24 protein-coding genes are annotated in these 26,862 nt (G+C 59.6%); 12 read left to right on the plus strand and 12 right to left on the minus strand.

Annotated features, from left to right (window positions below):
* Positions 1-292: 292 nt before the first annotated feature.
* Both accD and U9R81_RS20025 read left to right on the plus strand, forming a co-directional pair.
* Complete coding sequence (gene accD / locus U9R81_RS20020) at positions 293-1,213, plus strand: acetyl-CoA carboxylase, carboxyltransferase subunit beta (protein ID WP_416180938.1); 921 nt, start codon at positions 293-295, stop codon at positions 1,211-1,213.
* Positions 1,214-1,231: 18 nt separating this feature from the next.
* Positions 1,232-2,080: an acetyl-CoA carboxylase carboxyltransferase subunit alpha gene (locus tag U9R81_RS20025; RefSeq protein WP_416180939.1), complete on the plus strand. Its 849-nt coding sequence runs from the start codon at positions 1,232-1,234 to the stop codon at positions 2,078-2,080.
* A 99-nt stretch (positions 2,081-2,179) separates the two neighbouring features.
* Here the strand turns inward: U9R81_RS20025 and U9R81_RS05550 are convergent, their stop codons facing one another.
* The 6 genes from U9R81_RS05550 to U9R81_RS05575 form a co-directional block, all read right to left on the minus strand.
* Positions 2,180-3,406, minus strand: coding sequence for an exonuclease SbcCD subunit D (locus U9R81_RS05550; protein ID WP_322494522.1), 1,227 nt, complete (start codon positions 3,404-3,406; stop codon positions 2,180-2,182).
* Between the two features lie 84 nt (positions 3,407-3,490).
* Positions 3,491-4,489, minus strand: coding sequence for a dipeptide ABC transporter ATP-binding protein (locus U9R81_RS05555; protein ID WP_322494523.1), 999 nt, complete (start codon positions 4,487-4,489; stop codon positions 3,491-3,493).
* A gap of 60 nt (positions 4,490-4,549) precedes the next feature.
* On the minus strand, positions 4,550-5,566 hold the full coding sequence (locus U9R81_RS05560) for an ABC transporter ATP-binding protein (RefSeq protein ID WP_322494524.1): 1,017 nt from the start codon (positions 5,564-5,566) through the stop codon (positions 4,550-4,552).
* Between the two features lie 37 nt (positions 5,567-5,603).
* A complete protein-coding gene (locus U9R81_RS05565) occupies positions 5,604-6,596 on the minus strand; it encodes an ABC transporter permease (protein ID WP_322494525.1) in 993 nt (330 codons plus the stop codon).
* 56 nt (positions 6,597-6,652) lie between these two features.
* Complete coding sequence (locus tag U9R81_RS05570) at positions 6,653-7,846, minus strand: ABC transporter permease (protein ID WP_322494526.1); 1,194 nt, start codon at positions 7,844-7,846, stop codon at positions 6,653-6,655.
* Between the two features lie 172 nt (positions 7,847-8,018).
* Complete coding sequence (locus U9R81_RS05575; protein WP_322494527.1) at positions 8,019-9,944, minus strand: ABC transporter substrate-binding protein; 1,926 nt, start codon at positions 9,942-9,944, stop codon at positions 8,019-8,021.
* Between the two features lie 440 nt (positions 9,945-10,384).
* Here U9R81_RS05575 and U9R81_RS05580 point away from each other — a divergent pair, with 440 nt between their 5' ends.
* Complete coding sequence (locus U9R81_RS05580) at positions 10,385-11,119, plus strand: Maf family protein (RefSeq protein WP_322494528.1); 735 nt, start codon at positions 10,385-10,387, stop codon at positions 11,117-11,119.
* Positions 11,101-11,838, plus strand: coding sequence for a response regulator transcription factor (locus tag U9R81_RS05585; RefSeq protein ID WP_322494529.1), 738 nt, complete (start codon positions 11,101-11,103; stop codon positions 11,836-11,838). The genes U9R81_RS05580 and U9R81_RS05585 overlap by 19 nt, the downstream gene beginning before the upstream one ends.
* Positions 11,839-11,893: 55 nt before the next feature.
* Here the strand turns inward: U9R81_RS05585 and U9R81_RS05590 are convergent, their stop codons facing one another.
* The 6 genes from U9R81_RS05590 to greA form a co-directional block, all read right to left on the minus strand.
* Positions 11,894-13,165, minus strand: a complete 1,272-nt coding sequence (locus U9R81_RS05590; protein ID WP_322494530.1) for a lysophospholipid acyltransferase family protein — start codon at positions 13,163-13,165, stop codon at positions 11,894-11,896.
* Complete coding sequence (locus U9R81_RS05595; RefSeq protein WP_322494531.1) at positions 13,162-14,130, minus strand: NAD-dependent epimerase/dehydratase family protein; 969 nt, start codon at positions 14,128-14,130, stop codon at positions 13,162-13,164. The genes U9R81_RS05590 and U9R81_RS05595 overlap by 4 nt, the downstream gene beginning before the upstream one ends.
* The gene (locus tag U9R81_RS05600) at positions 14,111-14,551 is read right to left on the minus strand and encodes a type II toxin-antitoxin system death-on-curing family toxin (RefSeq protein ID WP_245668957.1); all 441 of its coding nucleotides are present in this window, start codon (positions 14,549-14,551) and stop codon (positions 14,111-14,113) included. The genes U9R81_RS05595 and U9R81_RS05600 overlap by 20 nt, the downstream gene beginning before the upstream one ends.
* 88 nt (positions 14,552-14,639) lie before the next feature.
* The gene (locus U9R81_RS05605) at positions 14,640-14,855 is read right to left on the minus strand and encodes a hypothetical protein (RefSeq protein WP_066787879.1); all 216 of its coding nucleotides are present in this window, start codon (positions 14,853-14,855) and stop codon (positions 14,640-14,642) included.
* 42 nt (positions 14,856-14,897) lie between these two features.
* The gene (gene lysS / locus U9R81_RS05610; protein ID WP_322494532.1) at positions 14,898-16,370 is read right to left on the minus strand and encodes a lysine--tRNA ligase; all 1,473 of its coding nucleotides are present in this window, start codon (positions 16,368-16,370) and stop codon (positions 14,898-14,900) included.
* Between the two features lie 125 nt (positions 16,371-16,495).
* Positions 16,496-16,969, minus strand: a complete 474-nt coding sequence (gene greA, locus U9R81_RS05615) for a transcription elongation factor GreA (RefSeq protein WP_066787872.1) — start codon at positions 16,967-16,969, stop codon at positions 16,496-16,498.
* Between the two features lie 245 nt (positions 16,970-17,214).
* Here greA and U9R81_RS05620 point away from each other — a divergent pair, with 245 nt between their 5' ends.
* The 8 genes from U9R81_RS05620 to U9R81_RS05655 all read left to right on the plus strand — a co-directional run bounded on the left by U9R81_RS05620 (position 17,215) and on the right by U9R81_RS05655 (position 26,858).
* Positions 17,215-19,560, plus strand: coding sequence for a DNA translocase FtsK (locus U9R81_RS05620; protein ID WP_322494533.1), 2,346 nt, complete (start codon positions 17,215-17,217; stop codon positions 19,558-19,560).
* Positions 19,561-19,666: 106 nt separating this feature from the next.
* Positions 19,667-19,936: a hypothetical protein gene (locus U9R81_RS05625; protein WP_322494534.1), complete on the plus strand. Its 270-nt coding sequence runs from the start codon at positions 19,667-19,669 to the stop codon at positions 19,934-19,936.
* A 737-nt stretch (positions 19,937-20,673) separates the two neighbouring features.
* A complete protein-coding gene (locus U9R81_RS05630) occupies positions 20,674-21,855 on the plus strand; it encodes a Xaa-Pro peptidase family protein (protein ID WP_322494535.1) in 1,182 nt (393 codons plus the stop codon).
* A 64-nt stretch (positions 21,856-21,919) separates the two neighbouring features.
* Positions 21,920-23,041 carry an AAA family ATPase gene (locus tag U9R81_RS05635; protein ID WP_322494536.1) on the plus strand — a complete coding sequence of 374 codons (1,122 nt, stop codon included), beginning with the start codon at positions 21,920-21,922 and terminating at the stop codon, positions 23,039-23,041.
* Positions 23,038-23,688 carry a DUF4276 family protein gene (locus U9R81_RS05640; RefSeq protein WP_322494537.1) on the plus strand — a complete coding sequence of 217 codons (651 nt, stop codon included), beginning with the start codon at positions 23,038-23,040 and terminating at the stop codon, positions 23,686-23,688. The genes U9R81_RS05635 and U9R81_RS05640 overlap by 4 nt, the downstream gene beginning before the upstream one ends.
* 329 nt (positions 23,689-24,017) lie before the next feature.
* Positions 24,018-25,115, plus strand: coding sequence for an ABC transporter ATP-binding protein (locus tag U9R81_RS05645; protein WP_322494538.1), 1,098 nt, complete (start codon positions 24,018-24,020; stop codon positions 25,113-25,115).
* 10 nt (positions 25,116-25,125) lie between these two features.
* Entirely contained in the window at positions 25,126-25,992 is an 867-nt protein-coding gene (locus tag U9R81_RS05650) for an ABC transporter permease (protein ID WP_322494539.1), read from the plus strand.
* Entirely contained in the window at positions 25,992-26,858 is an 867-nt protein-coding gene (locus U9R81_RS05655; protein ID WP_322494540.1) for an ABC transporter permease, read from the plus strand. Before U9R81_RS05650 ends, U9R81_RS05655 begins: the two co-directional genes overlap by 1 nt.
* Positions 26,859-26,862 lie beyond the last annotated feature (4 nt).

Here is a 26,862-nt window from a genome sequence, read left to right on the forward strand (position 1 = left end):
CCGTCCTCCGTGTCAACCGCGGTGCGATTGACGATAGGGAGTATAGCAACTCTTGCCCGATTTGTCAAGCGGCGCAAGCCACCGGCGATGCTTAGCTCGTTTTTGGCTTTCTAGTCGGCTAAAACGCTTTTATTCCTCTCGCGTTTCGTTTTAGTTCGATCGCGCAATGTCAATCAGATCTCGCAGATACACCCTCTTTACGGCTCATGCTATAATACATGGCAACAACGCCACTGTGAATAAAATCACCAGCAGACGCGCGCATGTGCGCCAAGTGAAAGCGTAGGGAACAGTGAAAGAGTTCTTCCGCCTCAGCCGAAAAGGGTTTACCGGGCCCGATGAACAGGACAATGCCCAAATCCCGGACGATCTGTGGGTGAAGTGCAGCGAGTGTCGCGAGCTGATTTACAAGAAACAGCTCAACGACAATCTCAAAGTCTGCCCGAAGTGCGGTCATCACATGCGCCTGAGCGCCCACGAGTGGATTGGTCTGCTCGATGTCGGATCGTTCCGCGAGATGGACGCTAATCTGTTGCCGACCGACCCGCTCGGTTTTGTCGCTGCTGATGAGAGCTACGCCGCCAAGTTGGCCAAGGCCCAGCAGCGCACCGGTATGGCTGATGCCGTGATTTCCGGTGTCGGCGCGATTAGCGGTATGAAACTGTGTATTGCCGTCGGTGATTTCTCGTTTATGGGTGCGTCAATGGGTAGCGTCTACGGCGAGAAGATGGCCCGCGCCGCCGAGCGCGCCGCTGAGCTGGGGGTGCCGTTGCTGACGATTAATACCTCCGGCGGCGCGCGCCAGCAAGAGGGTGTGATCGGCTTGATGCAGATGGCCAAGGTGACGATGGCGCTGACCCGCTTGGCGGCTGCCGGCCAACCCCATATCGCCCTGTTGGTTGACCCGTGCTACGGTGGTGTGACTGCCTCTTACCCATCGGTGGCCGATGTGATTATCGCCGAACCGGGCGCCAACATCGGCTTTGCCGGCAAGCGCCTGATCGAGCAGATTATGCGCCAGAAGTTGCCTGCTGGTTTCCAGACGGCTGAGTTTATGCTCGAACACGGGATGATCGATATGGTGGTGCCGCGCAGTGAGATGCGCGATGTGCTGGCTCGCCTCCTCAAGCTCTACCAGCAGCGACCGGCGCCGGCAGCCAGAACCGATCAGCTCGCGGCGCGTCGCGCTACTCTCCCGCAGCCGATTATGTAAGATCACGCGAGGCACGGTATGGAAGAAACTCCTCTCCAACAAACGATGACGCCGTGGGATCGCGTGCAGTTGGCGCGCCATCCGCAGCGTCCGCATACGCTCGACTATATCGCCGCGCTCTGCGAGGATTTTGTCGAGTTACACGGCGATCGACGGTTTGGTGATGACCCGGCGATGGTTGGCGGGATGGCGACGTTTGCCGGCCAGACGGTGATGGTGATCGGCCACCAGAAGGGCAACGATACCCGCGAGAATATGCGGCGCAATTTCGGTATGCCCCACCCGGAAGGCTATCGCAAGGCGCAGCGCTTGATGCGCCACGCTGAGAAGTTTGGGTTGCCGGTGATTTGCTTTGTGGATACCCCCGCCGCCGATCCGACCAAGAGTTCGGAAGAGCGCGGCCAAGCGAATGCGATTGCCGAAAGTATTATGCTGATGACGACCTTGCGGGTGCCGAGCATTGCTGTCGTCATCGGCGAGGGCGGTAGCGGCGGCGCGTTAGCGATCAGTGTCGCCGATCGCATTCTGATGCAAGAGAATTCGATCTATTCCGTTGCCCCGCCCGAAGCAGCCGCTTCGATCCTCTGGCGCGATGCCGCGAAGGCGCCTGAGGCTGCTAAGGCCCTGAAGTTGACCGCCGCCGATCTCTTCGAGTTGCGCATTATCGATGAGGTGATCCCGGAACCTCCCGGCGGCGCGCATACTGACCGTCTTGCCGCGATTACTGCGGTCGGCGAACGGCTCCGCTTCCATCTGGCCGATTTGCAGCAGCGTGATCTCGAGACGATGCTGCGTGAACGGTACCAAAAGTATCGCTCGATGGGCCAGTATCAAGAGCAGCAGATGGATTTCTTCGCCCGCCGGTAATGACCGTGAGAATGGTTCAGGCGCGTGATGCCTGACGATCGTTGAAGGGACAACGCCGCGCGTTGTCCCTTCGCTCGTTCCCCGCGTGATCGGGTTGAGTTATCCCGTTTCCCCAATCAGCTCATCGGCTGCCGCCAACAACTGCGCGATCCGCTGCGGCGGCGTATTCTTGCTCTTGAGGTACAGTTCGAGCGCTTGCCACGGCGTCAATCCCTCGCGCAACGCTTCTGCCACCCCGGCAAAGCGTTGGCGTGCCGTCCGTTCCACATCAAACACAATGGCGGCAATCACTGCTGCACCGGCTTCGTGGAGCCACGTCCGCACCTGCTCTTCACGCAGCAGCGGGGTCTGTTCGCGTGCAAGCTGCACTTCAACCCGCACCACGGCATCGCGCACATTATGTCGCTCAATCGCCGTCCGCAATGCCGCCGCCGGATCACTGCTCCGGCGGAGATCGCGTTCAATGCTGACAAACGGGCGCGCGTTCAACGGCACAAAGCGCCAGCGCGCTTGGCCCGGCGCTAATTCCACTAAGACGCAGCCTTTTGGTTCGTCGCGCTCGCCAAAATCGATCCGTTCGATGCTGCCGGGGTAGACGATCGGCGGCTGTTCGCCTAACGCTTGATGGCGGTGAATATGACCCAACGCGACATAATCAACGCCGGGATGGGTTAACGCCGAACGTGGCAGACTCAGATCGCGGCCAAGGATCATCGCCCGTTCTGACCCCAACTGGGACCCTTCCACCGTGCCGTGGAAGGCAATGATGGTCGGCAGGCTGGGGTCACGCTGAGCCACCGCCTGCTCGATAAAATCGGCCAACCGGCGGCTCAATTCGTACTCGATCGTCGCAATCGACGCACCGGCCAGCTCTTCGCGGGCCAGCAGCATTTGGCGCGTCACCCACGGCACCGCGATCAGTTGCACCTCGCCATTGCGAGTGGCAATCCGGTGTTGGCGTGGCCGGTCGGCTACCGTCACCCCTTCGAGCGCCAGGGTGGCGAAGATCTCGACCGAGTGCGCTTTGCCTTGCGCTGGCGAAATGTCATGGTTGCCGGTGAGAATGACCACCGCGACCCCGGCCTCGCGCAAGCGCCGGATGCGCGTGGCAAATTCGCGCTGGACGGTCGGGTTGGGGGTGCGGTTTTTGTAGACATCGCCGGCAATCAGGCAGAGATCGATCTCGTGATCGAGGCCAATGCTGATCGCTTCATCAAGCCGGTCGAGATAATCGATCAGGCGTGAATGCAGACCGCGGCGTGCATCTAGGGCGCCGTAGTTTTCAACCCCGAGATGCAGATCGGCGAGATGGAGCATGCGGATCATGGGGATCACTCCATGCGGAATACAATAGGTTAGGGCGACGCACTGCGTCGCCCCTGACATTGCGCTCTGCTCTGTCGTTACGATCTAAAACTGGCCGGCGAAATGGCAGGCGACCCAGTGGCCCTTGCGCTTCTCTTCAAACGCCGGCTCCTGCTCTTTGCAGATTCTCTTGGCGATCCAGCAGCGCGGGTGGAAACGGCAGCCGCTGGGAGGATTGATCGGGCTCGGCACATCCCCCTGCAGCACGATCCGCTCGCGCTTGGCCATCGGATTAGGATGCGGAATCGCCGAGATGAGCGCCTTGGTATAGGGGTGCAGCGGCTCGCGGAACAGCTCGGCGCTGGTCGTTAATTCGACCACTTTCCCCAGATACATCACCCCCACCCGATCCGAGATGTGCTCAACCACCGCGAGATTGTGGGCAATGAAGAGGTAGGTCAGGCCAAACTCGCGCTGGAGGGAGCGCAGCAGATTCAGCACCTGCGACTGGATCGACACATCGAGGGCGGAAACCGGCTCATCACAGACGATCAGCTTCGGTTCCATAATCAGCGCGCGGGCAATGCCGATGCGCTGGCGCTGGCCACCCGAAAACTCGTGGGGGAAGCGGGTCATGTGGGAGGCGCTCAGACCGACCTTCGCCAGCACTTCCCGCACCCGCTCGCGCCGTTCAGCTGGCGTGCCGATGCCATGGATGACCAACCCTTCGGCCACGCTCTCGCCAATCGTAATGCGCGGGTCAAGCGAAGCGTAAGGGTCTTGGAAGATAATCTGCATATCGCGGCGCAGCGCCTTCATCGTCCGGCCACTGGCCCGCATCACATCTTGGCCTTCAAAGATGACCTCACCCGCCGTTGCGCGTTCGAGCCGCAACACCGTGCGCCCGGTGGTCGTCTTGCCGCAGCCGCTCTCACCTACCAACCCGAGCGTCTCGCCGCGCTTGACGGTGAAGCTCACATCATCAACTGCACGCACCTCAGCGATGGTGCGGCGCAAAAACCCGCCTTTAATCGGGAAGTATTTCTTGAGGTTACGCACCTCAAGCAGAGTATCATCTGCCGGTTGCACCACCGGAGTAGTCATGGTCTCGCTCCATCGTCACGTAATAACCAAGACGTTGGGCCGCTCGGCGGCGTCTTGGCGTTAATCTTCATACAGCCAGCACCGCACGCGCCGGTTCGCGTCTATCTCGATCATCGGCGGCGGCTGGTCGCATTTCTCAAACCGCTGGCTACACCGCGACGCGAACCGGCACCCTTTGGGCGGATTGATCAAACTCGGCACCGTACCGGGGATGACCTCCAGCTCGGTGCGTTCATCGCCGAGCACCGGCATCGAGTTGAGCAAGCCACGGGTGTAGGGGTGCTTGGGATCGGTAAACAGCGATTGCACGTCGGCATATTCAACCACCTGCCCGGCGTACATCACCACCACGCTATCGGCCATCTCGGCGATCACACCCATATCATGGGTGATCAACATAATCGCCGTCTCGATCTTCTCGCGCAGTTCGCGCATCAGGTCAAGGATCTGGGCCTGAATCGTGACATCAAGCGCGGTCGTCGGCTCGTCGGCGATCAGCAATTCGGGGTTGCAGGCCAACGCCATCGCGATCATCACGCGCTGGCACTGCCCACCCGATAATTCGTGGGGATACTGGCGCATGCGTCGCTGCGGGTCGGGCAATCCCACCATTGACAGCAATTCGATGCACCGCTTCTGCGCCTCTTCGCCCTTGAGCCCCTGATGGATTTCGAGCGTCTCAATAATCTGATCACCCACCCGGAAGACCGGATTGAGCGCCGTAGTCGGTTGCTGGAAAATCATCGCGATCCGGTCGCCGCGGATCTTGCGCATCTCTTCGGGGTCAAGGTCGAGCAGATTAATGCCGTCGAAGATAATCTTGCCTTCGACAATCCGGCCGGGCGGGCTGACTAAGCGCATAATCGAGAGCGAGGTCACGCTCTTGCCCGACCCCGACTCGCCGACAAGACCGAGCGTTTCGCCGCGGCGCAGGGTGAAATCGACGCCATCAACCGCCTGCACCACGCCATCTTCGGTAAAGAAATAGGTCTTCAAGCCCTCCACGCGCAGCAGCTCAGCGCCACGCCGGCCGGTGGGGCGCGTCGCGCCCGCTACAACACGAGACTCGGTTGCCACAGCTACTCCGTATCGTTATCTTAAGCGTGCCCGCTGCCTAGCCGCGCTGGCGCGGATCGAGGGCGTCACGCAGACCATCGCCAATATAGTTAATCGCAATCGACGCAATCAAAATCGGCATCGCCGGAATCAGCGGCATCCACGGGTACTGGAACATATAGCTTTGGGCGTACCCCAGCATGTTACCCCACGTCGGCGTCGGATCTTGAATGCCGAAGCCAAGGAAGCTCAGCGCCGACTCAGCGACCAGCGTGCCGTTCACGCCGAGGGTAAAATCGACGATCATTGGCGGCAGCGCATTGGGGAAGACATGGCGGAACAGGATGCGCACATTGCTCGCGCCGAGAGCGCGGGCCGACTCGATATAGACATTCTCGCGCACCGAGAGCACCATGCCGCGCATCAAACGGGCCGTTCCCGTCCAGCCAAAGAACGCCAGCACCAAAATCACGGCGAAAATAATCCGCGCTTCGCGTTCTGAGACGGCAAAGAGAAAGGCGAGGAATGATGCGCCCCATGCAGGCAGCGGCACCGCATTAATGTTTTGCACCAAGATTGACGACAAAATCAGCAAGAGGAGCAGGGTCGGGAAGGTGGCGACAATCTCTAGAAAGCGACTAATCACCATATCCACCCACCCGCCGAAATACCCAGCTAGCATGCCAAGGATGATCCCGATCGTAGAGGCGATCAAGGTGGCGGTAAAGGCGGTGCCTAACGATACGCGCGAAGCGTACAGCAACCGGGTAGCGTAATCGCGCCCAAGGTGGTCGGTGCCCAAAATATGCAAACCGCCATCGGCATCGCGTCCCATGGGGGTGAGAAAGCGGCCGGTCAGGTTGGGTGCATCGCGCTCGTAGGGGGCAATCAACGGCGCCGCCGCCGAGAGCAACAGCAACGCGGTCAGCAACCCGACGCAAAACATCGCCAGCCGGTGGCGGCGAAAACGCCGGAAGACAATTGCCCACTGCCCTTCCGATCGTCGGGGAGCAGCCTCTTCGAGCGGCACGGCAGTCGTGCTAGTGGCCATGCAACTTCTCCTCGTGAACGTGTTGATCACCGGCGATCGCGCCGGCAAACGCATCATTAGGTCAAGCGAATGCGCGGATCGACCACCGTATACAGAATGTCGGTGATCAAAATGCCAATCAGCAACAAAACGACGTTGATGATCAACAACGCCATCACCACATTATAATCATTGCGGCTGAGGGCATCGATGAACAGGCGCCCGATTCCCGGCCAGTTAAACACGGTCTCGGTGATCAGCGCACCGCTGAAGAGCGCAACCAGAATGCCGGCCAACAAGGTGACAAACGGGATGAGCGAGTTGCGCAGGGCGTGCTTGAGGATCACGACCCGTTCGGCAACGCCTTTCGCCCGGGCCGTGCGCACATAATCGAGGCTCAGCACCTCAAGCATACTCCCGCGCACGAAGCGGCTCCAGCCGGCGATATTGATAAAGGTCAACACGCCGCACGGCATCAAAAAGCGCAAGAAGCGGTCAAGGAACGAGCCGGCCTGCACAGTGCCGATCCACGGGATGGTATAATCGCGCACACCGACCGCATCACCCGGCGGCAGGTACGGCAACCCGGCATTCTTGGCCAAGACCGAGAAGAGCAAGATCGCGAAAATGCCAAAGACGAAGCTTGGCAGCGATGCGCCGATAAAGGCAACCGTGGTCATAACGTAGTCGAAGCGCGAATACTGGCGCACTGCCGAGAATACGCCGATTGGCACCGCGATCAAAATTGACAGCAAAATCGACGTTCCCATCAGATAGAGGGTATAGGGCAAGCGGGTCATGATCAGATCGGTCACCGGCCGTCCGCGCAACATCACCTGCGACATGCCAAAATCGCCAAACACAATGCCACGGCTTACTTTGCGGCCTTCTAGATCAGCCATTGTGACCGGCACCTCACAACCTTCTTCAACCACCTCGACCCGGCCATCGGGGTAGCGCAAGCGCACTTGCCCCGGCACGGCGCAACCGATCTGCCAATCGGCGCCAATCCCGCCGGGGAGCGGCCCGGCCGGCCAGCCAATCAGCCAGCGGGTAAAACGGAAGGGTAAATAAATATCCAATTCAAAACGCTCGCGCACGCGGCGAATATCTGCTTCTGTAATTCGATTTTGCCCGGCATTCTGGCGCTCGGCTAGCAACTGATCAATCGGCCCGCCGGGCACCAAATACAACATGCCATAGGCACAGATTGCCGCTACCAGTGCTACCAAAAACATTTGCACAAAGCGGCGGGCAAGATAACCTGCCATAGTAATGCTCCTAAACGTTGGGGAACGACCGATCGTGGCCGGCTGCGCGAGGTCACGATTGTCAAGCAGCTTTCTTACACAGTGTTGCGCCGTTGGGGTCACCCATAGAGCAGGCGCGGCGATGGGCAACGCTCTGCCCATCGCCGTGCCGGTTACCGGCCAACCAAATCGCTTACTTGGTGAAGAGGTTCATGTCGATGTGCTCCCACGTCGGGCTGGGCACCACGAAGGCTTGGATCTTGCCCTCTTTGCCGGCCTCGATCACGGTCTGCACTTCAGCGCCGGCGCCCAACGTCTCGCTACCCAGCACGTCAACTTCGCCGGTCAGCAACTGGGCCACCGCCTGATTGGTATCGGCAATGAACTTGATGATCACCCGCTTGACCTTGACTTCACCCTTGTAGTAGTTCGGGTTCGCCTCGAAGGTCATGCTCTGGCCCTTGACCCACTCCTTGAGGACGTAAGGGCCAGTGCTCAGCGGGCGCTCGATGATCTCGGGCAAGGTCTGCCACTCAGCCGCGGGCACATCAGCCAGCTTGCGGCCATCGCTCAACACCTGATGCGACGGGTAGTAGCCCAGCGAACCGGTGAAGTAGGTCGGCCACTGCACGCCGGGGTGGAAGGTGACGGTGTACTCGGTGTCGCTGGTGAAGTCAACCTTGGCGATCGAGTTGCAGAAGGTCAGCGAGGTAGCGCCCGACGCCGGATCGCAGTTGATCTTGTAGGCCAGCTCGAAGTCGGCCTTCTTCAGCGGCTCGCCGTCTTCCCACTTGATGCCCGCGATCCACTTGTCGGTCACCGACAGTTGCTTCATCTTGACCGTGCCGCCCTGATAGGTGATGGTCTGGCCATCGGCGGTCGTAATCTCGACACCCGGCGCCAACGGCTTTGCCTCGCCATCGGTCGTCCAGACAATGTCGCCTTCCTTCACCTCAACATCAACGTTCTTGGCCCGGCCATTCTCGATCGTCGAGAGACCATCGAGGCCAACCGGCTGGTAGTCGTAGTCGTATGAGCTGGCTGACGGCACGCCAAGCAGGTTCACTGCCACCCGCTGCACCGCCGCGCTCTCGATCAAGCTCCACATCGTCTGCGGCTCTTGGGTGAAGCCGAGCACGATCGTGTCGCCATTATCGGTCAGCTCCCACTCATCAGCGTTCGCGGTGTAGTACGCGGTCGGATTCGGCTTGAAGTTCTTCAGCCGGTTGCTGGCGGCATACGCCTCAAGCCGGTTGAAGAGCGGCAGGCTCACCATATCCTTGGTGAACTCTTCCTGTACGATCGCATACTGGCGGATGCGCTCGGCGCGGTCGAGGGTGTTGTTCGCGGCAATGATCGCGCGGCTCGCCCGTTCGTTGCACCAGCCCATGTAGTTCTGGCCTTCCCAGTTGTTGGAAGGCAGCGGAATCTGATTGCAGGCGTAGAGTGTCTGGCCGCCCGGATCGGCTTGGCCAACCCACGCGAAGGCGCCCAGCTCAAAGTCGCGGCGGCGCAGGCCAGTGCTGCTGCCGAACCACCACGAGGCCGGGGCGTAGGTCGGGATGACCTGAATGCCACAAGCCGCCATCTGGCGGATGAAGACCGCCGACCACGTCTGGCGGAATTGGGCATTGGTGGTGGTGAAGCTCAGTGCCAGCGGTTCGCCGTTAGCATTGGCGCGGATCGGGCTGCCCGTCCAGCCGGCTTCCTCGAGCAGCGCCTTGCCCTTGTCGGGGTCAAACGGATAGGTGGTGATGTTCTCCTTCGCTGCTGCCCAGTGAGCCTTCGGCAGGAAGGTGTCCATCAGCAGGTTCTGCTGCTGCTCGGGCGTCAGGTAGGGGTAAACCGACTGGATCAACTCGGGGCGATTGGTGCAGTAGGCGATTGCCTGCCGGACGCGCAGATCGCTCAGGATCGGATGCGGGGTGGTGTACTGCTCGACTTTTACCTCTTCAGTAACCACAACCGTCTCGCGCACCGGCTCGGCCGTCTGCACGACCACAACGGTCTCGCGGACAACTGTCGGCTGGGCGGTGGTGCTGCCACAGGCCGCCAGCATGGGAATCACCATCGCCATCACCATTGCGACGGCAATGATTCGCTTGGTAAAGCTAGCCATCTGTCTGTGTCCTCCTTAAATCTGAGGGCAGCGAAACGAACGAATTCCAATCTCTTGCCATACCATATCTCGATCGGCCGCGCCATTGCGTTCTCTCTTCGCCGCATCACCTCCTTTCCAAAACCTGCACGCCATTTGTCCTATCACAGTATCAGCCTGTGGTTGATAAACGAGCGGAGGCTTTACAAGCCGGTATACGTGGACCAGAATAGCATGAGGAGAGGTGCGGCGACGATCGACTGGCGTTGCTAAGAGACTGTACATCGTTAGGCGGGATTATAACGGTTCTGTTAGCGACTGTCAACTTTATCAACAAATTGGCAACAGAGTAACCCATGGCTCTGTTGCCTACTCATCATGCGTGCAATCTTGCGCGGCATAGCCGGCCATGTTATGATCGATGCGCTGATGGCTCTAAGGATAACGATATCAGGATCGGTATGCCCGCCTCGCCTCATCCGCTCATTCTGGCTTCTGCCTCGCCCCGCCGGCGCGAGTTGCTCGCCTATCTGGGCGTGGAATATACGTGTCTAGCCAGCCCGGCTGAAGATCATCCCGCGCCAGTGCCGGTTGATCTGGTGGCGGCGTTACCGCCGTTGCCGGAACCTTTGCCGATCGATGCGCATCCCACCCTCGTTGCATGGCGCAAAGCGGTTGATATTGGCCGGCGCTATCCTGATGCGATCGTGCTGGCTGCCGATACCGAAGTGGTGCTCGATGGCATGGTGTTGGGCAAGCCGCGCGACGAAGACCATGCTTGCGCGATGATCCGGCGCTTGGCTGGGCGCGCGCACACGGTATTGACCGGTTTGTGCCTCTTGTTGCCCCAAGCCGCCGAGCGCAGCGGGGCGTTGTATGATGGGCGGCGAATCTTGGTTGACCTTGTGGCGAGCCGGGTACATTTCCGTGCCCTGAGTGATGACGAGATCGCTGCATACGTTGCGCTTGGCGAATCGCTGGATAAAGCGGGCGGCTACGGTTTGCAAAGCGGTGGCGCGGCGTTGATTGATGCGATCGAAGGCAGCTACACTAATGTGGTAGGATTGCCGCTGCCGGCAGTGGCGCGCCTGCTCCGCGCTGCCGGTATGGACGTGCCCGTTGAGCCGGTTGAAGCATATCTCAGATGGCTGCGCAGTCAGGGAAAGGAACCGGCGCCATGGCCAACCCAACCGTAAAATTGTTGATCGTCGATGATCATCCGCTGTTCCGGCAGGGGGTGCGCTGGGCGTTATCTCACGAACCGGGCATCCAGATTGTGGGTGAGGCGGGGAATGGCGAAGAAGCGTTGCAGTGGTTAGCCCAAGTCGATCCCAACCTCGAACCGAATGTGATGCTGGTTGATCTCAATCTGCCGGGCATGAGCGGTTTAGAGTTGACCCGGCAGGTGCGCCGGCAGTACGCCAGCATTGCCGTCGTGATGCTGAGCATGCACGAGAGTGATGAAGCGGCGTTTAACGCCTTGCGCGCCGGTGCCGCCGCCTACCGCTCGAAAGATATCAAGCCCGCAGCCTTGGCCGACATCCTGCGGCGCGTGGCGCGTGGCGAGTATGTGATTAATGATGTCTTGACCGAAGCGCCGCGTGTCGCGAGTCGGATCCTCTCGCAGTTTCGCAGTCTGTCGGAAGTGCAGATGGTTGCCGAAGATCTCGGCTTGCAAATTTTTACGCCGCTGAGCGAACGCGAGATCGAGGTGCTTGAGCGCATTGCCGCCGGCAGCAGCAACAAAGCGATTGCCGATGAATTAGGCATTAGCACCCAGACGGTCAAGAATCATATTTCGTCGATTTTGCGCAAATTGTCGCTCAATGACCGCACGCAGGCGGTGATCTTCGCCCTGCGCCGCGGATGGATCGAGACGCCGCACAATATCCAGCCGGGTGAACCGGAAGCGTAATCGGCTCGTAAATGTGCGCGGCGCCCGGATGGGCGCCGCTTCCTCACCAAGCCCTCTAGAACACCGACGTCCGCTCAGCTAATTTCTGGTTAATCGTCTCTTGAATCGTCTCGCGTACCTGTTCCGACAATTCCAGCACCGTGATCGGATCATCGGCGGCATCGGGACCATAGCGCGTCGTGTCAATCGGCGGGCAGAAGGTGATCGACCAGCGCGTTGGCAGCGGGATCACGCCGAGCAGGCCGAACCACGGGAAGAAAGGGGTGAGCGGAAAGTAGGGGAACCCGAGCAGTTTGGCGATCCCTTCGGCGTTGGCAAACATCGGATAGATCTCTTCCGCGCCGACTACAGCGACCGGCACGATCGGCGCTTGGGTGCGGAGCGCGGCTTGCACAAAGCCGCCGCGGCCAAAGCGGGCTAGCTTGTAGCGATCTTTGAAGAGCTTACCCACCCCCTTTAACCCTTCGGGGAAGACACACACCAATTCATCGCCCTCGAGCAGGCGAATGGCATTTTCTGGGATGCCGGGCACTTGACCTAACGCGGCGAGCGTGGGTGCAATCACCGGCAAGGTCGTAAACCAGTGCAGGTGGAGCGAGCGCACGATTCGTTCGTTTTGGGCCGGATGGTCATTGACCACGGCGGTCGCGATCATCGCTCCATCCCATGGCAACACGCCGCTGTGGTTGGCCACTAACAACGCCCGACCTTCAGCCGGCACATGCTCTAGCCCGCTGGCCTGCACCCGCCACCACGTATGGTACATAAACGAGAGAAACGGGCGGGCAATGTCGATAATCTCGCGATCCATACCGAACGGATCGATCGTATACTCGCCCCGCTGCCGGCGCTGGATAAAGTTGATCTGTTCATCAAGCTGATACCGTAGCACCATCCCGATCCCCTTCCAAAAATCGGGATCGAGGTAATCGCGCAGATCAACCCCCTGCAACATACTATTGACCCGCTCGACCTGTTCATTGGTCATGCGCTGGAGATTTTCGCCGATCAACCGCACCACGCCGGCGGCGAAATTGCCGAGAGCGGCTTGTGGGCCGGGTTGTTGTTCGCTCTGCTGGCGAATATCAATCTCGACCTCAAATAACTGCTCAGCCGAACGGCGCGCGGGGGGCGATTCATCCCATTCGAACGGCGTTGGCGCTGGCGGCGGATCAACCGGGTCAACGGGCGCTGCGTGATGATTCGGAGCGCCGGTGGGCGGCGGCTCGACTTCCATCTCAACCGCCACCGCTCGCGCCCGGCCCCGGCGGGGACGGCGTGGCTCTCCCGGATCGCTGGTTGGCGGAGTAACCGGCTCGTCGTTCATTCTACCCGTCTCCTGCGGTTGAGAAACTCATTCAAGGCGCGCGTAGCTGCGGCGTATTCTTCTTCCGGCGATTGTGGCTTGAGGGTGTCAAGCGCGGTTGACATATCATACTTCGCCGCCCATCCTAGCGAATGGCAAGCGCGTTGCGGATCGATGACGCAGCGGTAGCGCAGAAAGTCAACCTCAAACGGCCATCCCGGTGGCGGTTGGTTGTCGAACAGCGGCCCCATCGTGGCTGCGGGTTGCTTGCCTAACCGCCGGATCACTTGGCTCAGCGGCATTGGCTGTTCAGGCGCGAGATTAAACGCCCCTCCGGCTGGTTGGTTCACGGCGGCGACCATGGCGCAAGCAGCATCATCGACGTGCAGCAACTGGATCATGGGATCAAAGCCAAACAGCATCTGGGGCGATGGCGAGCGGAGATAGGTCATCAACGGGCCATCTTGGTTCAGCAACGGCGCATAGCGTAACACCGTCACCGTGATGTGAGGATGGCGCGCGGCAAAATCGGCTACGATTTGCTCGACCTCGCTGAGGGTGCGTAACAGGCCGCGGCTATGGTTCGTCTTGATCGGGCGATCTTCGGTGATCAAGAGCGGATTGAGCGGGCTAGCGCCATAGATCCAGCCGTGGCTGCGCACAATAATCTGGCGCACCCCCGCCGCGCGGCACGCGCCGAGCAGCTCCATCGTCCCGATCACATTATGCTGCACGGTCGTCTCGTGATCGGGCAATGGCCCATCAAAGCCGAGCAGATCCAGATGGATCACAGTCTCAATCTGCTCAGCGCGCAGCAATTCAAGCATCTGTTTGCGATCAAGGCGGGCCACGAGCCAATCGGCATGCCCGATAGGCCCTGCGGGCGGTCGCCGGCCAAGCACAATCACCTCGTGCTGCTGGCTCAGCAATTGCGCCGTCCGCACGCTTAACATTCCAGTCGAGCCATTAATCAGCACCCGCGTCATGGCAACAGTCCACATTCTCGCGCAGCCAGCGCTCAAGCTCTTCCCGATCCATATCACCGTGACTCAGCGCGTGGAACACCCAGCCAATCTCATCAGGCCCGACTTCGGGCCGCAAACTCGCGCCATTCAGGGCGAGAAAGCGTAACAGACTGACAAAAGCCGTCGCTTCATTGGCAGCATTGAACGGATGATGCTTCACAAGCATAAAGGTGAGCACGGCCGCCTTACTGCATAGATCGGGGTAGAGTTCCGCCCCAAAGAGGATCTGGCGTGGCGCGTTCAACACCATCTGCAACCGATCTTGGCTCTTGATGCCGAGCAAACCGCCATAACGCTCGATCACAAAGGTATGGAGATCGAGCACGTCGTCTTGAGAAAGATAGACGATCGGGGTCGCTTCTTCGTCCAACATAGCGCTCATCCCATCGTCCTGCGCTGATTGGCGCAGCTAGCGCCGATCCAAACCGGCCCGGCGCAATGTACCGTTTGCCGCACCAATCGCTGCACGCTTAGATACCGACAATCTGCCGGAAGGCCCGATCGTACTGATCGCACATCGCCTCGGCCCAAGCGCGCAAATGTGGGCTCATTGGCCGGCGGATCAGCAACTCGCGTTCGGTAAAGACCAACTCGATCACTTCCTCTTCGCCGAGGCCAATTGCCTCGATCCAGCGTTGCACCACCGCCGGCAAACTCTCACGCTCGACCGTAAACGAGCGGGGCATAGACGCCTCCTTTCCGGTTACGGTTTGCCAGCACCGCTCCACTCAATCGGATCGTTCCCGCAAATGCGGGAAGAGAATCACTTCACGGATCGTCGGCTGGTTGGTCAACACCATCACCAGCCGGTCAATGCCGATGCCAAGGCCGCCGGTGGGGGGCATGCCATAGCGCAGCGCATTGATAAAGTCTTCGTCCATTTGGTGCGCCTCTTCATCGCCGGCGGCGAAAGCGCGCAACTGCTCGCGGAAGCGTTCTTCCTGATCAAACGGATCGTTCAGCTCGGTAAAGGCGTTGCCGATCTCCATCCCGGCGATAAAGGCTTCAAACCGCTCGGTGAAGTCGGGCCGGTCGGGAATGCGCTTGGCTAGCGGCGACATCGCCACCGGATAGTCAATGATAAACGTGGGCTGGAAGAGATGAGGTTGGACGAATTCCGAGAAGAGTTCATCAACCTGCTTGGCCCACGACGCCTTGCGATCGACGCGCAAGCCGCGATCGGCGATTGCCGCGTGCAGTGAGGCCAGATCCGGATGCTGGGCAATATCGATCCCGGTGCGTTCGGCGATCGCATCAGCCATCGCAAGGCGCGGCCACGGCGGGCGAAACTCAAGTTGGCGGCCCTGATAGGTGATCGTAGTCGTGCCATGCACCGCATAGCAAATCTCACCCAGCATCTCTTCGACCAGCGCCATCATGGCGTGATAATCGGCATACGCCTGATAGCACTCCATCATCGTAAACTCTGGGTTGTGCGAGCGGTCAACCCCTTCGTTGCGGAAGTTTTTGCCGATCTCGTAGACGCCGGGGAAGCCGCCGACAATGAGCCGTTTGAGGTAGAGTTCGGTCGCGATGCGCAAATAGAGATTCTGGCCGAGCGCATTATGATAGGTAACGAACGGGCGCGCGGCAGCGCCGCCATAGAGCGGCTGCAAGACCGGCGTCTCCACTTCCAGAAAGCCGCGTTCATCGAGCACGCGCCGCATGGTGCTGATAATACGAGCGCGAGCGCGGAAGATATCGCGCCGCTCGCGGTTCACAATCAGATCAAGGTAGCGTTGGCGATGGCGCTCTTCGACATCTTGCAGACCGGCCCACTTCTCTGGCGGCGGATTGATTGTCTTGGCCAGCACCGCCAACTCGCGCACGAACAGCGATCGTTCACCGGTTTTTGTGCGACGGAGGGTGCCGGTCGCTTGGACAATATCAAACGTGTCGAGCTGATCGCGAAACCGCTCGAACCACTCATCGCCGATATCGGCCCGGCTGAGCCAGAGTTGGATCTCGCCACTGCCATCTTCAATGTGGGCAAACGCGATCTTGCCCATGACTCGCCGCGCGCCGGCGATCCGTCCGGCGAGGGTAATCACCGTCTCGGCAGCGGCCAATTCATCAAACGCAGCCAATGCCGCGTCGATCGTATGGCTGCGGTAGCAGCGGGGCGGAAAGGGATCAATTCCAGCGGCGCGCAACTGTTCGAGCTTGGCGGCGCGTTGGGCTTGTAAGTCATTCAATTCCATACTGAAAGAATCGATGCCATCTCACCGGCGCATTCCGCCAGCGCCGGCGCTTCTCTCCCCATTATACCGGAAAACAGCACGGGCGAGGCATGCCTCGCCCGTGCTCAGCCGGCGTACAATGGCTGTTAGCGAACCTTGAGAATCGTCAATTTCATCACGCCAGAGGGTGTATGCACCGTCACCTTATTGCGGGCGCGCTTGCCAAGCAGCGCAGCGCCGAGCGGCGACTCGTTCGAGATGCGGCCTTGGCGCGGGTTAGCTTCGGCGCTGCCGACGATCGTCCACGTCTCTTCCGAGCCGTCGTCTTCAAACCGGACGGTTACGGACGAACCGACTCGTACCTCGCCATTGCTCGCCTGATCTTCATCAATCAATTCAGCGCGTGAGAGGAGATGCTTCAGTTCGCGAATCCGGCCTTCAAGCAAGGCTTGCGCTTTCTTCGCGTCTTCGTATTCACCGCTCTCGGAGATGTCGCCCAATTCTTTGGCCGCGGCAATCCGCTCAGCGATCTGCTTGCGTTCCACGGTCATCAGGTACTCAAGCTCCGCTTCAAGGCGGGCGCGACCTTCGCGAGTCAGGTACGTCGGCTTGTCTGTCATCACTACTGCCTCTACGCTACCCATTCCGCACAGCCGGGCGGACGGGAAACCTCAGTATAAAAATGAAGAACTGAGAGCACATCTCTCAGTCGTGGCCGGGAGTGCTTTCGCAGCCTACCCCATACCTTGCCACAATTATATGTGGTTGTGCGCAATTTGTAAAGACGGTTTGCATATCATGGAGTACTCGCACAGATATGCTATAATCGAATTGCAGATCACAGGCGTTAGGGAACTGAGGAGCAATGGCTTCACGCAGCGGCAACAAATCAACCGGCAAGCGGCGCGCCACTGGCAGCCGCAGCCGCAAGAGCGGCGCGAAGGCGAGTTGGGCCATCTCGTTGCGCCCCGAACATCAACGTGAGCTGTTTGCGTTGGGTTTGATCCTGATTGCTGCCGTTACGATTATTTTTGTGTTCACCGGCGAAGCCGGCGGGTTGGGCAGCCTGTACCTCAACGGCGTGCGCTTGTTGTTCGGCGCCGGGGTCTTCTTTGTGCCGCTCACCCTCTTTTTGATCGGGATCGCGATTCTCTGGCAAGAGCGAATGAGCGATGCCAGCCTGAGCGGGGCCAATGTGCTGGGCACCGTGCTGGTGCTCTTAGCGATGCTGGGCCTGCTCGAAGCGCCGGTGCATGATATTCTGATCGCCGATCGTTTCAATGAGGGCGGCGGTTTGATCGGGTATTGGCTGCTCGAGGCGTTGCAGTTCGCTATTGGCCGGATTGCGGCAGTAGCAGTGATTCTGGCGCTGGGGTTAGCTGGGTTGCTACTGACCTTTAATCTGACTGTGCGCGAGCTGGTGCTGGGGATGGCCGAGCGCACCGCCGCCTTCTGGCAGATGCTCTGGAGCGTGCCGCGCCGGCCGGCTGCCCCTGCCAACACGCCGCGCCGTTCGCTGGCCGATCTGATCTTTACGCCACCGCCCCAAGGCGAGGCCGATGATATTGTGCCGACGCCGATTGCCGCCCGTCCGACGCGGGCGAGCCTGTTTAAGCTCCCTACGCCTGAATTGCCCCCGCCTGCCGAACCGGCCAAGCCGGCCAGTGCGCCTTTGGTGAGCACATCGCCGGCCAAGCCGGAACCGGTGCAAGAGGTGGTGCAAGAGGCGCTTGATGGGTTCGAGATTTCGCCGATGCGGCGGGCGTGGCCGCTGCCATCGCTCGAACTGCTCTTGGAACGCGCGCCTGATGGCGGCATTACCGACGAAGAGCGCCGCCTCAAAGCGCGCGTGATCGAAGAGACCTTGGCGAGCTTTAAGGTTGAAGCGCGGGTCGTGGGGGTCAATACCGGCCCCGCCGTGACCCAGTTTGAGTTGCAGCCGGCGGTTGGGGTGAAGGTGGCCAAAATCACGACGCTCGAACGCGATCTGGCGTTGGCGCTGGCTGCCCAATCGATCCGGATCGAGGCCCCTATCCCCGGCAAGAATGTGGTTGGGATCGAGATTCCCAACAGCGCGATCGCAATGGTCTCGCTGCGCGAGGTGCTCGATAGCGAAGAGTACGAACTGCACCGCGGACGGCTGAAACTGCCGTTGGGCAAGGATGTCAGCGGTACGCCGGTGATTGCCGATCTGACCAAGATGCCGCACCTGTTGGTGGCCGGCGCCACCGGTTCGGGCAAGTCAGTGGCGATTAATGCGTTCTTGTGCGGTTTGCTGCTCAAGCACACCCCCGATGAACTGAAGCTGATTCTGATCGACCCGAAGATGGTCGAGATGATCGTCTACAATCGCATTCCGCACCTGCTGTCGCCGGTCGTGACCGAGGTCGAGCGGGTGGTGCCGACGCTCAAGTGGGCAACCCGCGAGATGGAGCGGCGCTATAAGGTGTTTGCGAAACACGCTTGCCGCAATATTGACAGCTATCGTCAACTGGCGCGCAAACGGGCCGATCTTGAGCCGATGCCCTACATCGTAATTGTGATCGATGAGTTGGCCGACTTGATGATGATGGCTCCCGATGAAGTTGAGACGTATGTCTGCCGGTTGGCGCAGATGGCCCGCGCGACTGGCATTCACCTGATTATCGCTACTCAGCGCCCGTCGGTTGATGTGATTACCGGCTTGATCAAGGCGAACTTCCCCTCGCGCATCGCCTTTGCCGTCACCTCGCAAGTTGATAGCCGGGTCATTCTCGACGTGCCCGGCGCTGAACATCTGCTTGGCCGCGGCGATATGCTCTATATGGCGGTTGACTCGGCGAAGCTGGTGCGGATTCAGGGCGCCTACGTCGCCGATCGCGAGGTCGAGCGGATCGTTGATTTCTGGCGCAAGGCGGCGCCGCCCGATGAGGCGAAGCCGGAGGAGGCGAAGCCGAGCGGGAGCGAGACCCAACCTGCCGCCAGCGGCGAGGGCTTCCAACCCCCCGCTGAGTTCCTCTCGCCTGTCGAGCAAGACGAATTGCTGCCGCAAGCGATTGCGCTCGTCTCACAACATCAGCGCGCCTCAGCCTCGCTCTTGCAGCGCCGGTTGCGGATCGGCTATTCCAAAGCGCAGCAGTTGATCGATCTGCTCGAACAGCAGGGCTATGTCGGCCCGCCTGATGGCGGGCGGTCGCGTGAGGTGCTGCGCCGCGATGGCACGACGCCGTGATGGTTTGGTGATAGCCGATCCGTAGGCCTGTGGCGCTACAACGATCCGGCCTGCTGGAGCGTCTAACCGGCAACCAATCACCCATCTCGCTCAGGAGGAAGCTGCGATGGCGATCGAAGATTTTTATACCGGCGCGCGCCGGATTTTGGCGAATATGCTCGAAGAGACGCCGAAGGTCGATCGCGAGCAACTGCTCGACGCCTACGCGGAATTGCTCACCCGCTTGCATGCCGAAGAAGCGCACCGGATGCTGAACGAGGTGATCGAAGATGCGCGCACCCGGCTCGATGCCCGCCTCTCGCCCGATCCGATCCGGCAGACGATTGCCAGCGTGCAGACGACGCTGCAAGACCTGTGGAATAGCCTCTGGCGGTAGGGCAAGGGTACCAAGCCCTGAAGGGCTGGGCTTGGCTCACGAAGCCCGCTGCGCGGGCTGTTGGCCCTCACCTCCGGCCCCCTCTCCCACCTGACGGCGGGAAAGGGGGAGTTGTGTGGTTGGCGGGAAGGTCACTGCTCAAGCGGAACCCCGTAGCGCCCCGCTCCCGCGCCAGTGGGAGCGGGGTAGGGGGTGAGGGTTGCCCCTTCCCCAGCGGAGGAGGGGTTGGGGTGGGGGTATAGCAGGCCTTGTCTGCGCCATATCACCCGGCCCCCGCTCCCCCTAGACGGCTGGAGCGGGGGTGTGTTTTTTACCGCCGAGGACGCCGAGGACGCAGAGAGGAAGGAATGATGTTATTGCGAGGGCGGGCAGCGCCCGCAGCAATCCCCTCCTTCAGCGAAGGAGATATGCCTGCGAGCATCGCTCCCGCTGAAGGGGGAGATTGCTTCGCCGCGCAGAGCGCGGCTTGCAATGACAATAGGAGCGGCGACGCTTCCCCCAAAACCCTCTGCGTCCTCTATGCCTTTGCGTTTCACCGTCTTCACGCCTTTGCGTTACGAACCTTTGCGCCCTTTGCGCCTTTGCGTTTGGGGAAGGGCCTTGTATGGAGTGCGGCAGTCAAACTGCCGCACTCCATGTTGACGATATGATTGAAAGGCGCGCCGCCGCTCCGTTGGCGCAACTGGTACACTGCTACTACATAGTCGATTCGCCAAACTTGATGATGGAGCGCCACGATGGATCTGTACCACGAAAAATTGCACCAAGCCGGGGAATTGCTCGATGCACACGATCTTGACCTCTGGCTGATCTTGGTGCGAGAGACGTCGGAACATACTGACCCAGCCTTGAAACTGCTCGGCCACTTTTCGCTGACGTGGACGACGGCGATCATTGTCACCCGCAGCGGGCGGGCGGTGGCGCTGGCTGGGTTGGGTGATGATGAAGCGCTGCGCCGCACCGGATTGTTCGACGAGGTGCGACCCTACACCCAAAGCATCGGCCCGGAATTGGTGAGCCTGTTGCAGAGCTACGATCCGCAGCGGATCGGGATTAACATCAGCCGGAGCGATGTCAGCGCCGATGGCTTGACCTATGGCATGTATCTCAACGTGTGCGATTACCTTGCCGGCACTCCCTACCGCGAACGACTGGTCTCGGCAGAGCATTTCGTTGCTGCGCTGCGCAGCCGCAAGACGCCGCAAGAAGTAGCGCGCATGCGCGCCGCCGCTGATCTGAGCATGCGCATCTTTACCGCCACCGGCGACTTTCTGCGTCCCGGCGTCAGCGAGCGCGAGGTGGCTGCCTTCGTCCATGCCCAAACCCACGCGGCTGGCGCCACCACAGCGTGGGACCCCATCCACTGTCCCGGCCTCAACGCTGGCCCCAACTCGCCGTGGGGACACACCGGCCCGTCAGATGAAGTGGTGCGGCCCGGCGAAATCTTCCACATGGATTTTGGCGTCCAGCTCGACGGCTACTGCTCGGATCACCAGCGGGTCTGGTATTGCCTGCGGCCCGGCGAGCACGAACCGCCAGCGGAAGCGCAGCACGCCTTTAACGCGGTCAAGGCGGCGATACGCGCTGCCGCGGCGGCCATCAGGCCCGGCGTGGTAGGGTGGGAGATCGATGCCATTGCCCGCCAGACCATTACCGCTGCCGGCTACCCGGAATACCCGCACGCGCTTGGCCATCAGGTGGGGCGAGCGGTTCATGACGGTGGCGTGGGGTTCTACCCGCGCTGGGAACGTTACGGCGACAAACCCTACGGCACGATCGATGCTGGCATGGTGTTGACCCTCGAACTTGGCGTACGCACGCGCTACGGCTACATTTCGCTTGAGGAAGAGATACTGGTAACGCCTGACGGCTGTGAGTGGATTGGCCCGCCGCAGGAAGAGTTGTGGCTGATTCGGTGAGACAGGTTGGAGTGGCGTGGTACAATGGCGCTACGCTACTTCACGGCAAGAGAACGGATCGCTTATGGCTGGCCGGATGCTGACAAACATCAAGTTGCGAGGGTACACCACCTTTCGCGAACTCGATCTGAAGTTAACACCGATCAATGTGTTGATCGGGGCGAACGGCGCCGGCAAATCGAATCTGATTGCGCTCTTTACGATGCTCAATCAGATGATGAACGAATCTTTGCAGCTCTACGTCGCGCGCGCCGGCGGCACCGACCGGATCTTGCACTACGGCAGCAAGACCACCGAGCGGATGGAGTTGGAGTTGTGGTTCACCGACAACCAGCAATCGGTTGCTAATGGCTATCGTTGTGAATTCGTGCCGGTGCGCGGTGAGTTGTGGCTGTCGCACGAGTCGACCTATTTTCACGCTCTGTGTTACTGGCAACCGATCCAGCGCAGTGAATCCAACAAACTGCATAGCGAATCGCTCTTGCCGCAGTGGGCAATTAGCAATGGCGGCGTCGATCGATTTGTCTATCGGGATATGAACTCATGGCGGCGCTACCACTTTCACGATACTGGCCCTACGGCGCGAGTCAAGCAACCGTGCTCCGTGCGTGACCGTCACTTTTTGCACGCCGATGCAGCCAATCTCGCGGCATTTCTCTACCAGTTGTCAGAGCATCATCCCTCTGAATACCGTGCCATCATTGAAACCATCCGGCTGGCGGCTCCCTTCTTCGGCGACTTCGTGCTCAGGCCGCAACCGCGCAATTCTGATCTGATAACGCTTGAGTGGCACGAGCGCGGTTCCGACTTTATTTTTGGCCCTGATGCCCTATCTGATGGCACGCTGCGGTTTATCTGTCTGGCGACGCTCTTTCTGCAACCCTTGCAGTATCTGCCGGCAACGATTGTGATCGACGAGCCGGAATTGGGCTTGCATCCGTATACCATTACCTTGCTCGCCGAGCTGGTGCGCAAAGTGGCCGCTGAACGGCAAGTGATCCTTGCTACCCAGTCGGTAGCGCTGGTCAACCAATTCGCGCCGGAAGAGGTGCTCGTGGTTGACCGGCGGGAAGGCATTTCCACCGTGCACCGGTTAGACAGCGCTACCCTTGAGCATTGGCTGGCCGATTACGCGCTCGGTGAGTTGTGGGAGAAAAATGTGCTGGGAGGTAGGCCACAGCCATGAAGCGGATCTTGATCCTGTGCGAGGGGCAAACGGAAGAGACGTTTGTCAATGATATCTTGAATCCGCATTTGGTCACATATCAGCGTTGGACTGTGCCGACATTGGCTGTGACCAAGCGTACAGCTACCAGATCGCATCGCGGCGGTATTGTGTCGTATGCCAAAATTCAGCGTGATATTGTCAATTTGCTGCGCGACAGCGATGCTCGTTGTGTGACGACAATGATTGACTATTATGGTTTACCGGCTGATTTCCCCGGCAAAGCCGCTGTGCAGGGCCAATCGCCGCATGAACGAGTTGCTTTTCTCGAACGCGCATTTGCCGATGATATCGATGATGCCCGGTTTTATCCGTTTCTGATGTTGCATGAGTTTGAAGCGCTGCTGTTTTCAGAACCCGACACCTTGAGGGAATACCTGCGACTATCAAGCCTGCGCTGCTCGTTTGACCTGCTTGACCAATTTGCGACGCCAGAAGAGATCAACGACGGCCGTGACACCCATCCGGCTGCCCGCATCACCCACATCAAATCTGACTACCGCAAGCCAATTGACGGCATCCTGATCGCGAAGGCCATTGGCTTGGCAACGATGCGGGAACGCTGCCCCCATTTTGATCAATGGGTTGGGTATCTTGAATCGGTTTGATGCAGGGTGATGGAGCCGCACAGCCGTGGGGCAACCTTTGTAGGTTGCGGTGATTGATGTGGTTGGAGCCGCACAGCCGTGGGGCTCTACTTTTATGCGTAACGCTGCATTATTGGTTTTCTGGGCATTGCGCCACGAGATTCTGCCAATAGATTATGGTATACTACTGCTAAACTAACGCACAGTGTGATGCCTGCAGGCCACGATGCCAATGACTTCTCTTGACCTTGTTTGGGTGAAGCGTTGCGACGCGAGATGGCTGGTGTAACCCGCTTCTCGTTGGTCGCTACTCATCACTGGTGAGCCAACCAGTTGGGAGGAGTGTTCAGGTGAGCGACTCGATCGCGATTGAACTCCGCGATGTCGTCAAGCGGTTTGGCGACGTGGTTGCGGTCGATCACGTTAATCTCCAGATCCGTGATGGCGAGTTTTTTTCGATGTTGGGGCCAAGCGGTTGCGGCAAAACCTCAACGCTGCGCATGATCGCCGGTTTCGAGCTGCCCACCGCGGGCAGCATTCTCATCCATGGCCGTGAGATGGGGCTGACCCCGCCCCACCTGCGCCCGGTGAATACGGTTTTTCAATCGTATGCCCTCTTTCCCCACATGACAGTGGCCCAAAACGTGGCCTTCGGCCTTGAGATGCGTAAGACGCCGAAAGCCGAGATTGACCGCCAAGTGAAAGAGGCGCTTGAATTGGTGCGCTTGAGCGGGTTGGAAGAGCGGCGTCCGCGCCAGCTCTCTGGCGGCCAGCAGCAGCGGGTGGCGCTGGCCCGTGCGCTGATCAACCACCCCGAAGTGCTGTTGCTGGATGAGCCGCTCGGCGCGCTTGACCAAAAGCTGCGCAAAGAGATGCAGCTCGAACTGAAGAGTTTGCAGGCCCGCGTCGGCATTACCTTTGTCTTCGTGACCCATGATCAGGAAGAGGCGCTTACGATGTCTGATCGAATTGCGGTCATGAATAAGGGGAAGCTGCTGCAAGTCGGCACGCCGACCGAGATCTACGAACGGCCCAATTGCCGCTTTGTGGCCGATTTTATCGGCGAGACCAACTTCATCGATGGCGTTGTGATCGGGCGCGATGGCAACTACACCGTGCTGGAAACGCCGGAAGGGTTGCGCTTCCGCGGCTTGGCGACGCGCCCGCTTAGCGATGGCGCCCCGGTCACTTATTCGATCCGCCCAGAAAAAGTGCGGCTGCTGGCCCCCAATGGCGAATTGCCCCCCAATGGCTTAGCCGGCACCGTGATGACGGTGAACTATATCGGCAGCGATACCCGCATTACCGTGCGGATCAACGACCGGCGCACGATCGATATTTGGGAGCAAAATACCCGCTCGACGCTCGACCGTGACGAATATTGGCAACCGGGTGAAGCGGCGGTAATTGTCTGCCCGCCCGATAATGCACTCGTGCTGAGTGAGTAAGGAGGGGGTGATGGCGACGATCCAGCAGCAGCAACAGCGTCGCGACCGCATCCGGCTGGCGCTATTGCTCTCTCCCGGCTTGCTCTGGCTGCTGCTCTTTTTTGCTCTGCCGTTGGTCATCATCTTTGTCTACAGCTTCATGACCAACGACGCGCTGGGCCGGGTGGTCTACGAGCCGACACTGAATAACTACATCACCATCTTTACCCAGAGCCTGTACGTCAACGCATATTGGCGCTCGATCTGGACGAGTGTGTTGACGACGGTGATCTGTCTGCTGATCGGCTATCCGCTGGCAGTCTTTATTGCCCGCAGTCCGCAGCAATGGCGCATGCCGTTGCTGATGCTGATCCTCATTCCATTTTGGACCAATTTCTTGGTGCGGATTTATGCGTGGCAGATTATTCTCGCCAACAACGGCATCATTAACGGATTCCTTGAAGTTATCGGCGTAGGTCGGCTGACCCTGCTCAACACTGAAGGCGCAACTTTGATCGGTCTCATCTACGGTGAGTTGCCGTTTATGGTCTTGCCGCTCTACGCCGCCATCGACCGGTTTGATTTCACGCTCATGGAAGCCGCCGCCGATCTGGGGGCGAATAAGGTGCAAGCGTTTTTGCGCATTATGTTGCCGATGACTATGCCCGGCATTGTGGCCGGTTCGGTGTTGGTCTTCATTCCCACCCTCGGCCAATTTGTGGTGTCGGAACTGTTGGGCGGGGCGAAGGTTGACTACCTCGGCAATCTGATCCAGCGCCTCTTCTTGCGCGCCAACCCGATCAACTGGCCGCTTGGTTCGGCGATGGCGGTGTTGATGATGTTGGTGCTGCTCGTACTGATTATGATGTACTTTCGCGTCACCTCGGAGGAAGAGTGATGATCGAAACGGCGCCTGCTACCACCGCCTCGGCGCGCATTCGCGGCGCTTTTAGCGAGGGCCGGCTAACGTGGAGCGGTCTGGCGCTCACCGGGTTTTCGATCCTTGTCTACTTGTTTCTGTATGCGCCGATTGTCATTCTCGTGCTCTTCTCGTTTACCCGCGACGAGTTCGGGGTGCGGTGGACCGGTTTCACGTTTGATTGGTACGTCCGCTTGTTCAACAACCCGCGCATGATGGGGGCGGCGTGGAATACGCTGGTGGTAGCGACCGTCTCGACGATCGTCTCGACCATTATCGGCACCCTGCTAGCGATGGCGATGGAGCGGTACCGTTTTCGCGGGCGCAATGCGATGGAGGGTTTGATCTATTTGCCGATCGTAGTGCCCGAAATCGTGATGGCGGTAGCGCTGCTTGCCTTTTCGGCGATCGTCTTCGATGTAATCAAAATGGTCACTGGCGAAACTCTGCGCCGTAACTTGATGACCGTCACTATCGGTCATATTGCCTTCAGCATCTCGTTTGTGGTTGTGGTGGTGCGCACGAGTCTGAAGAATTTCGACCGGCGGCTTGAGGAAGCCGCTGCTGATTTAGGCGCTGATAGCTGGAATATCTTCTGGCGCATCACGTTTCCGCTCATCTTGCCCGGCATTATCGGCGGCGCATTGCTAGCCTTTACCCTCTCGCTCGATGATTTCATCATTTCGCTCTTTCTCTCCGGGCCAGGCACTTCGCTCTTGCCGGTGGAGGTGTATAACCGGGTGCGGCGCGCTGTCACGCCGGAAATTAACGCGATCTCAACGCTGATGCTGATCCTGTCGATGGCGCTGGTCGTGCTGTCGCAATTGATACAGCGCCGGCGGTGAGAGC

The sequence above is a fragment of the Chloroflexus sp. genome (assembly GCF_034435895.1).
GTDB lineage: Bacteria > Chloroflexota > Chloroflexia > Chloroflexales > Chloroflexaceae > Chloroflexus.

Coding starts and splice junctions, on each gene's coding strand:
- U9R81_RS20025 (WP_416180939.1), top strand. CDS start 1,232: ATGGAAGAAACTCCTCTCCAACAAACGATGACGCCGTGGGATCGCGTG.
- U9R81_RS05550 (WP_322494522.1), bottom strand. CDS start 3,406: ATGATCCGCATGCTCCATCTCGCCGATCTGCATCTCGGGGTTGAAAAC.
- U9R81_RS05555 (WP_322494523.1), bottom strand. CDS start 4,489: ATGACTACTCCGGTGGTGCAACCGGCAGATGATACTCTGCTTGAGGTG.
- U9R81_RS05565 (WP_322494525.1), bottom strand. CDS start 6,596: ATGGCCACTAGCACGACTGCCGTGCCGCTCGAAGAGGCTGCTCCCCGA.
- U9R81_RS05570 (WP_322494526.1), bottom strand. CDS start 7,846: ATGGCAGGTTATCTTGCCCGCCGCTTTGTGCAAATGTTTTTGGTAGCA.
- U9R81_RS05575 (WP_322494527.1), bottom strand. CDS start 9,944: ATGGCTAGCTTTACCAAGCGAATCATTGCCGTCGCAATGGTGATGGCG.
- U9R81_RS05580 (WP_322494528.1), top strand. CDS start 10,385: ATGCCCGCCTCGCCTCATCCGCTCATTCTGGCTTCTGCCTCGCCCCGC.
- U9R81_RS05585 (WP_322494529.1), top strand. CDS start 11,101: ATGGCCAACCCAACCGTAAAATTGTTGATCGTCGATGATCATCCGCTG.
- U9R81_RS05590 (WP_322494530.1), bottom strand. CDS start 13,165: ATGAACGACGAGCCGGTTACTCCGCCAACCAGCGATCCGGGAGAGCCA.
- U9R81_RS05595 (WP_322494531.1), bottom strand. CDS start 14,130: ATGACGCGGGTGCTGATTAATGGCTCGACTGGAATGTTAAGCGTGCGG.
- U9R81_RS05600 (WP_245668957.1), bottom strand. CDS start 14,551: ATGAGCGCTATGTTGGACGAAGAAGCGACCCCGATCGTCTATCTTTCT.
- U9R81_RS05605 (WP_066787879.1), bottom strand. CDS start 14,855: ATGCCCCGCTCGTTTACGGTCGAGCGTGAGAGTTTGCCGGCGGTGGTG.
- lysS (WP_322494532.1), bottom strand. CDS start 16,370: ATGGAATTGAATGACTTACAAGCCCAACGCGCCGCCAAGCTCGAACAG.
- greA (WP_066787872.1), bottom strand. CDS start 16,969: ATGACAGACAAGCCGACGTACCTGACTCGCGAAGGTCGCGCCCGCCTT.
- U9R81_RS05620 (WP_322494533.1), top strand. CDS start 17,215: ATGGCTTCACGCAGCGGCAACAAATCAACCGGCAAGCGGCGCGCCACT.
- U9R81_RS05625 (WP_322494534.1), top strand. CDS start 19,667: ATGGCGATCGAAGATTTTTATACCGGCGCGCGCCGGATTTTGGCGAAT.
- U9R81_RS05630 (WP_322494535.1), top strand. CDS start 20,674: ATGGATCTGTACCACGAAAAATTGCACCAAGCCGGGGAATTGCTCGAT.
- U9R81_RS05635 (WP_322494536.1), top strand. CDS start 21,920: ATGGCTGGCCGGATGCTGACAAACATCAAGTTGCGAGGGTACACCACC.
- U9R81_RS05640 (WP_322494537.1), top strand. CDS start 23,038: ATGAAGCGGATCTTGATCCTGTGCGAGGGGCAAACGGAAGAGACGTTT.
- U9R81_RS05650 (WP_322494539.1), top strand. CDS start 25,126: ATGGCGACGATCCAGCAGCAGCAACAGCGTCGCGACCGCATCCGGCTG.
- U9R81_RS05655 (WP_322494540.1), top strand. CDS start 25,992: ATGATCGAAACGGCGCCTGCTACCACCGCCTCGGCGCGCATTCGCGGC.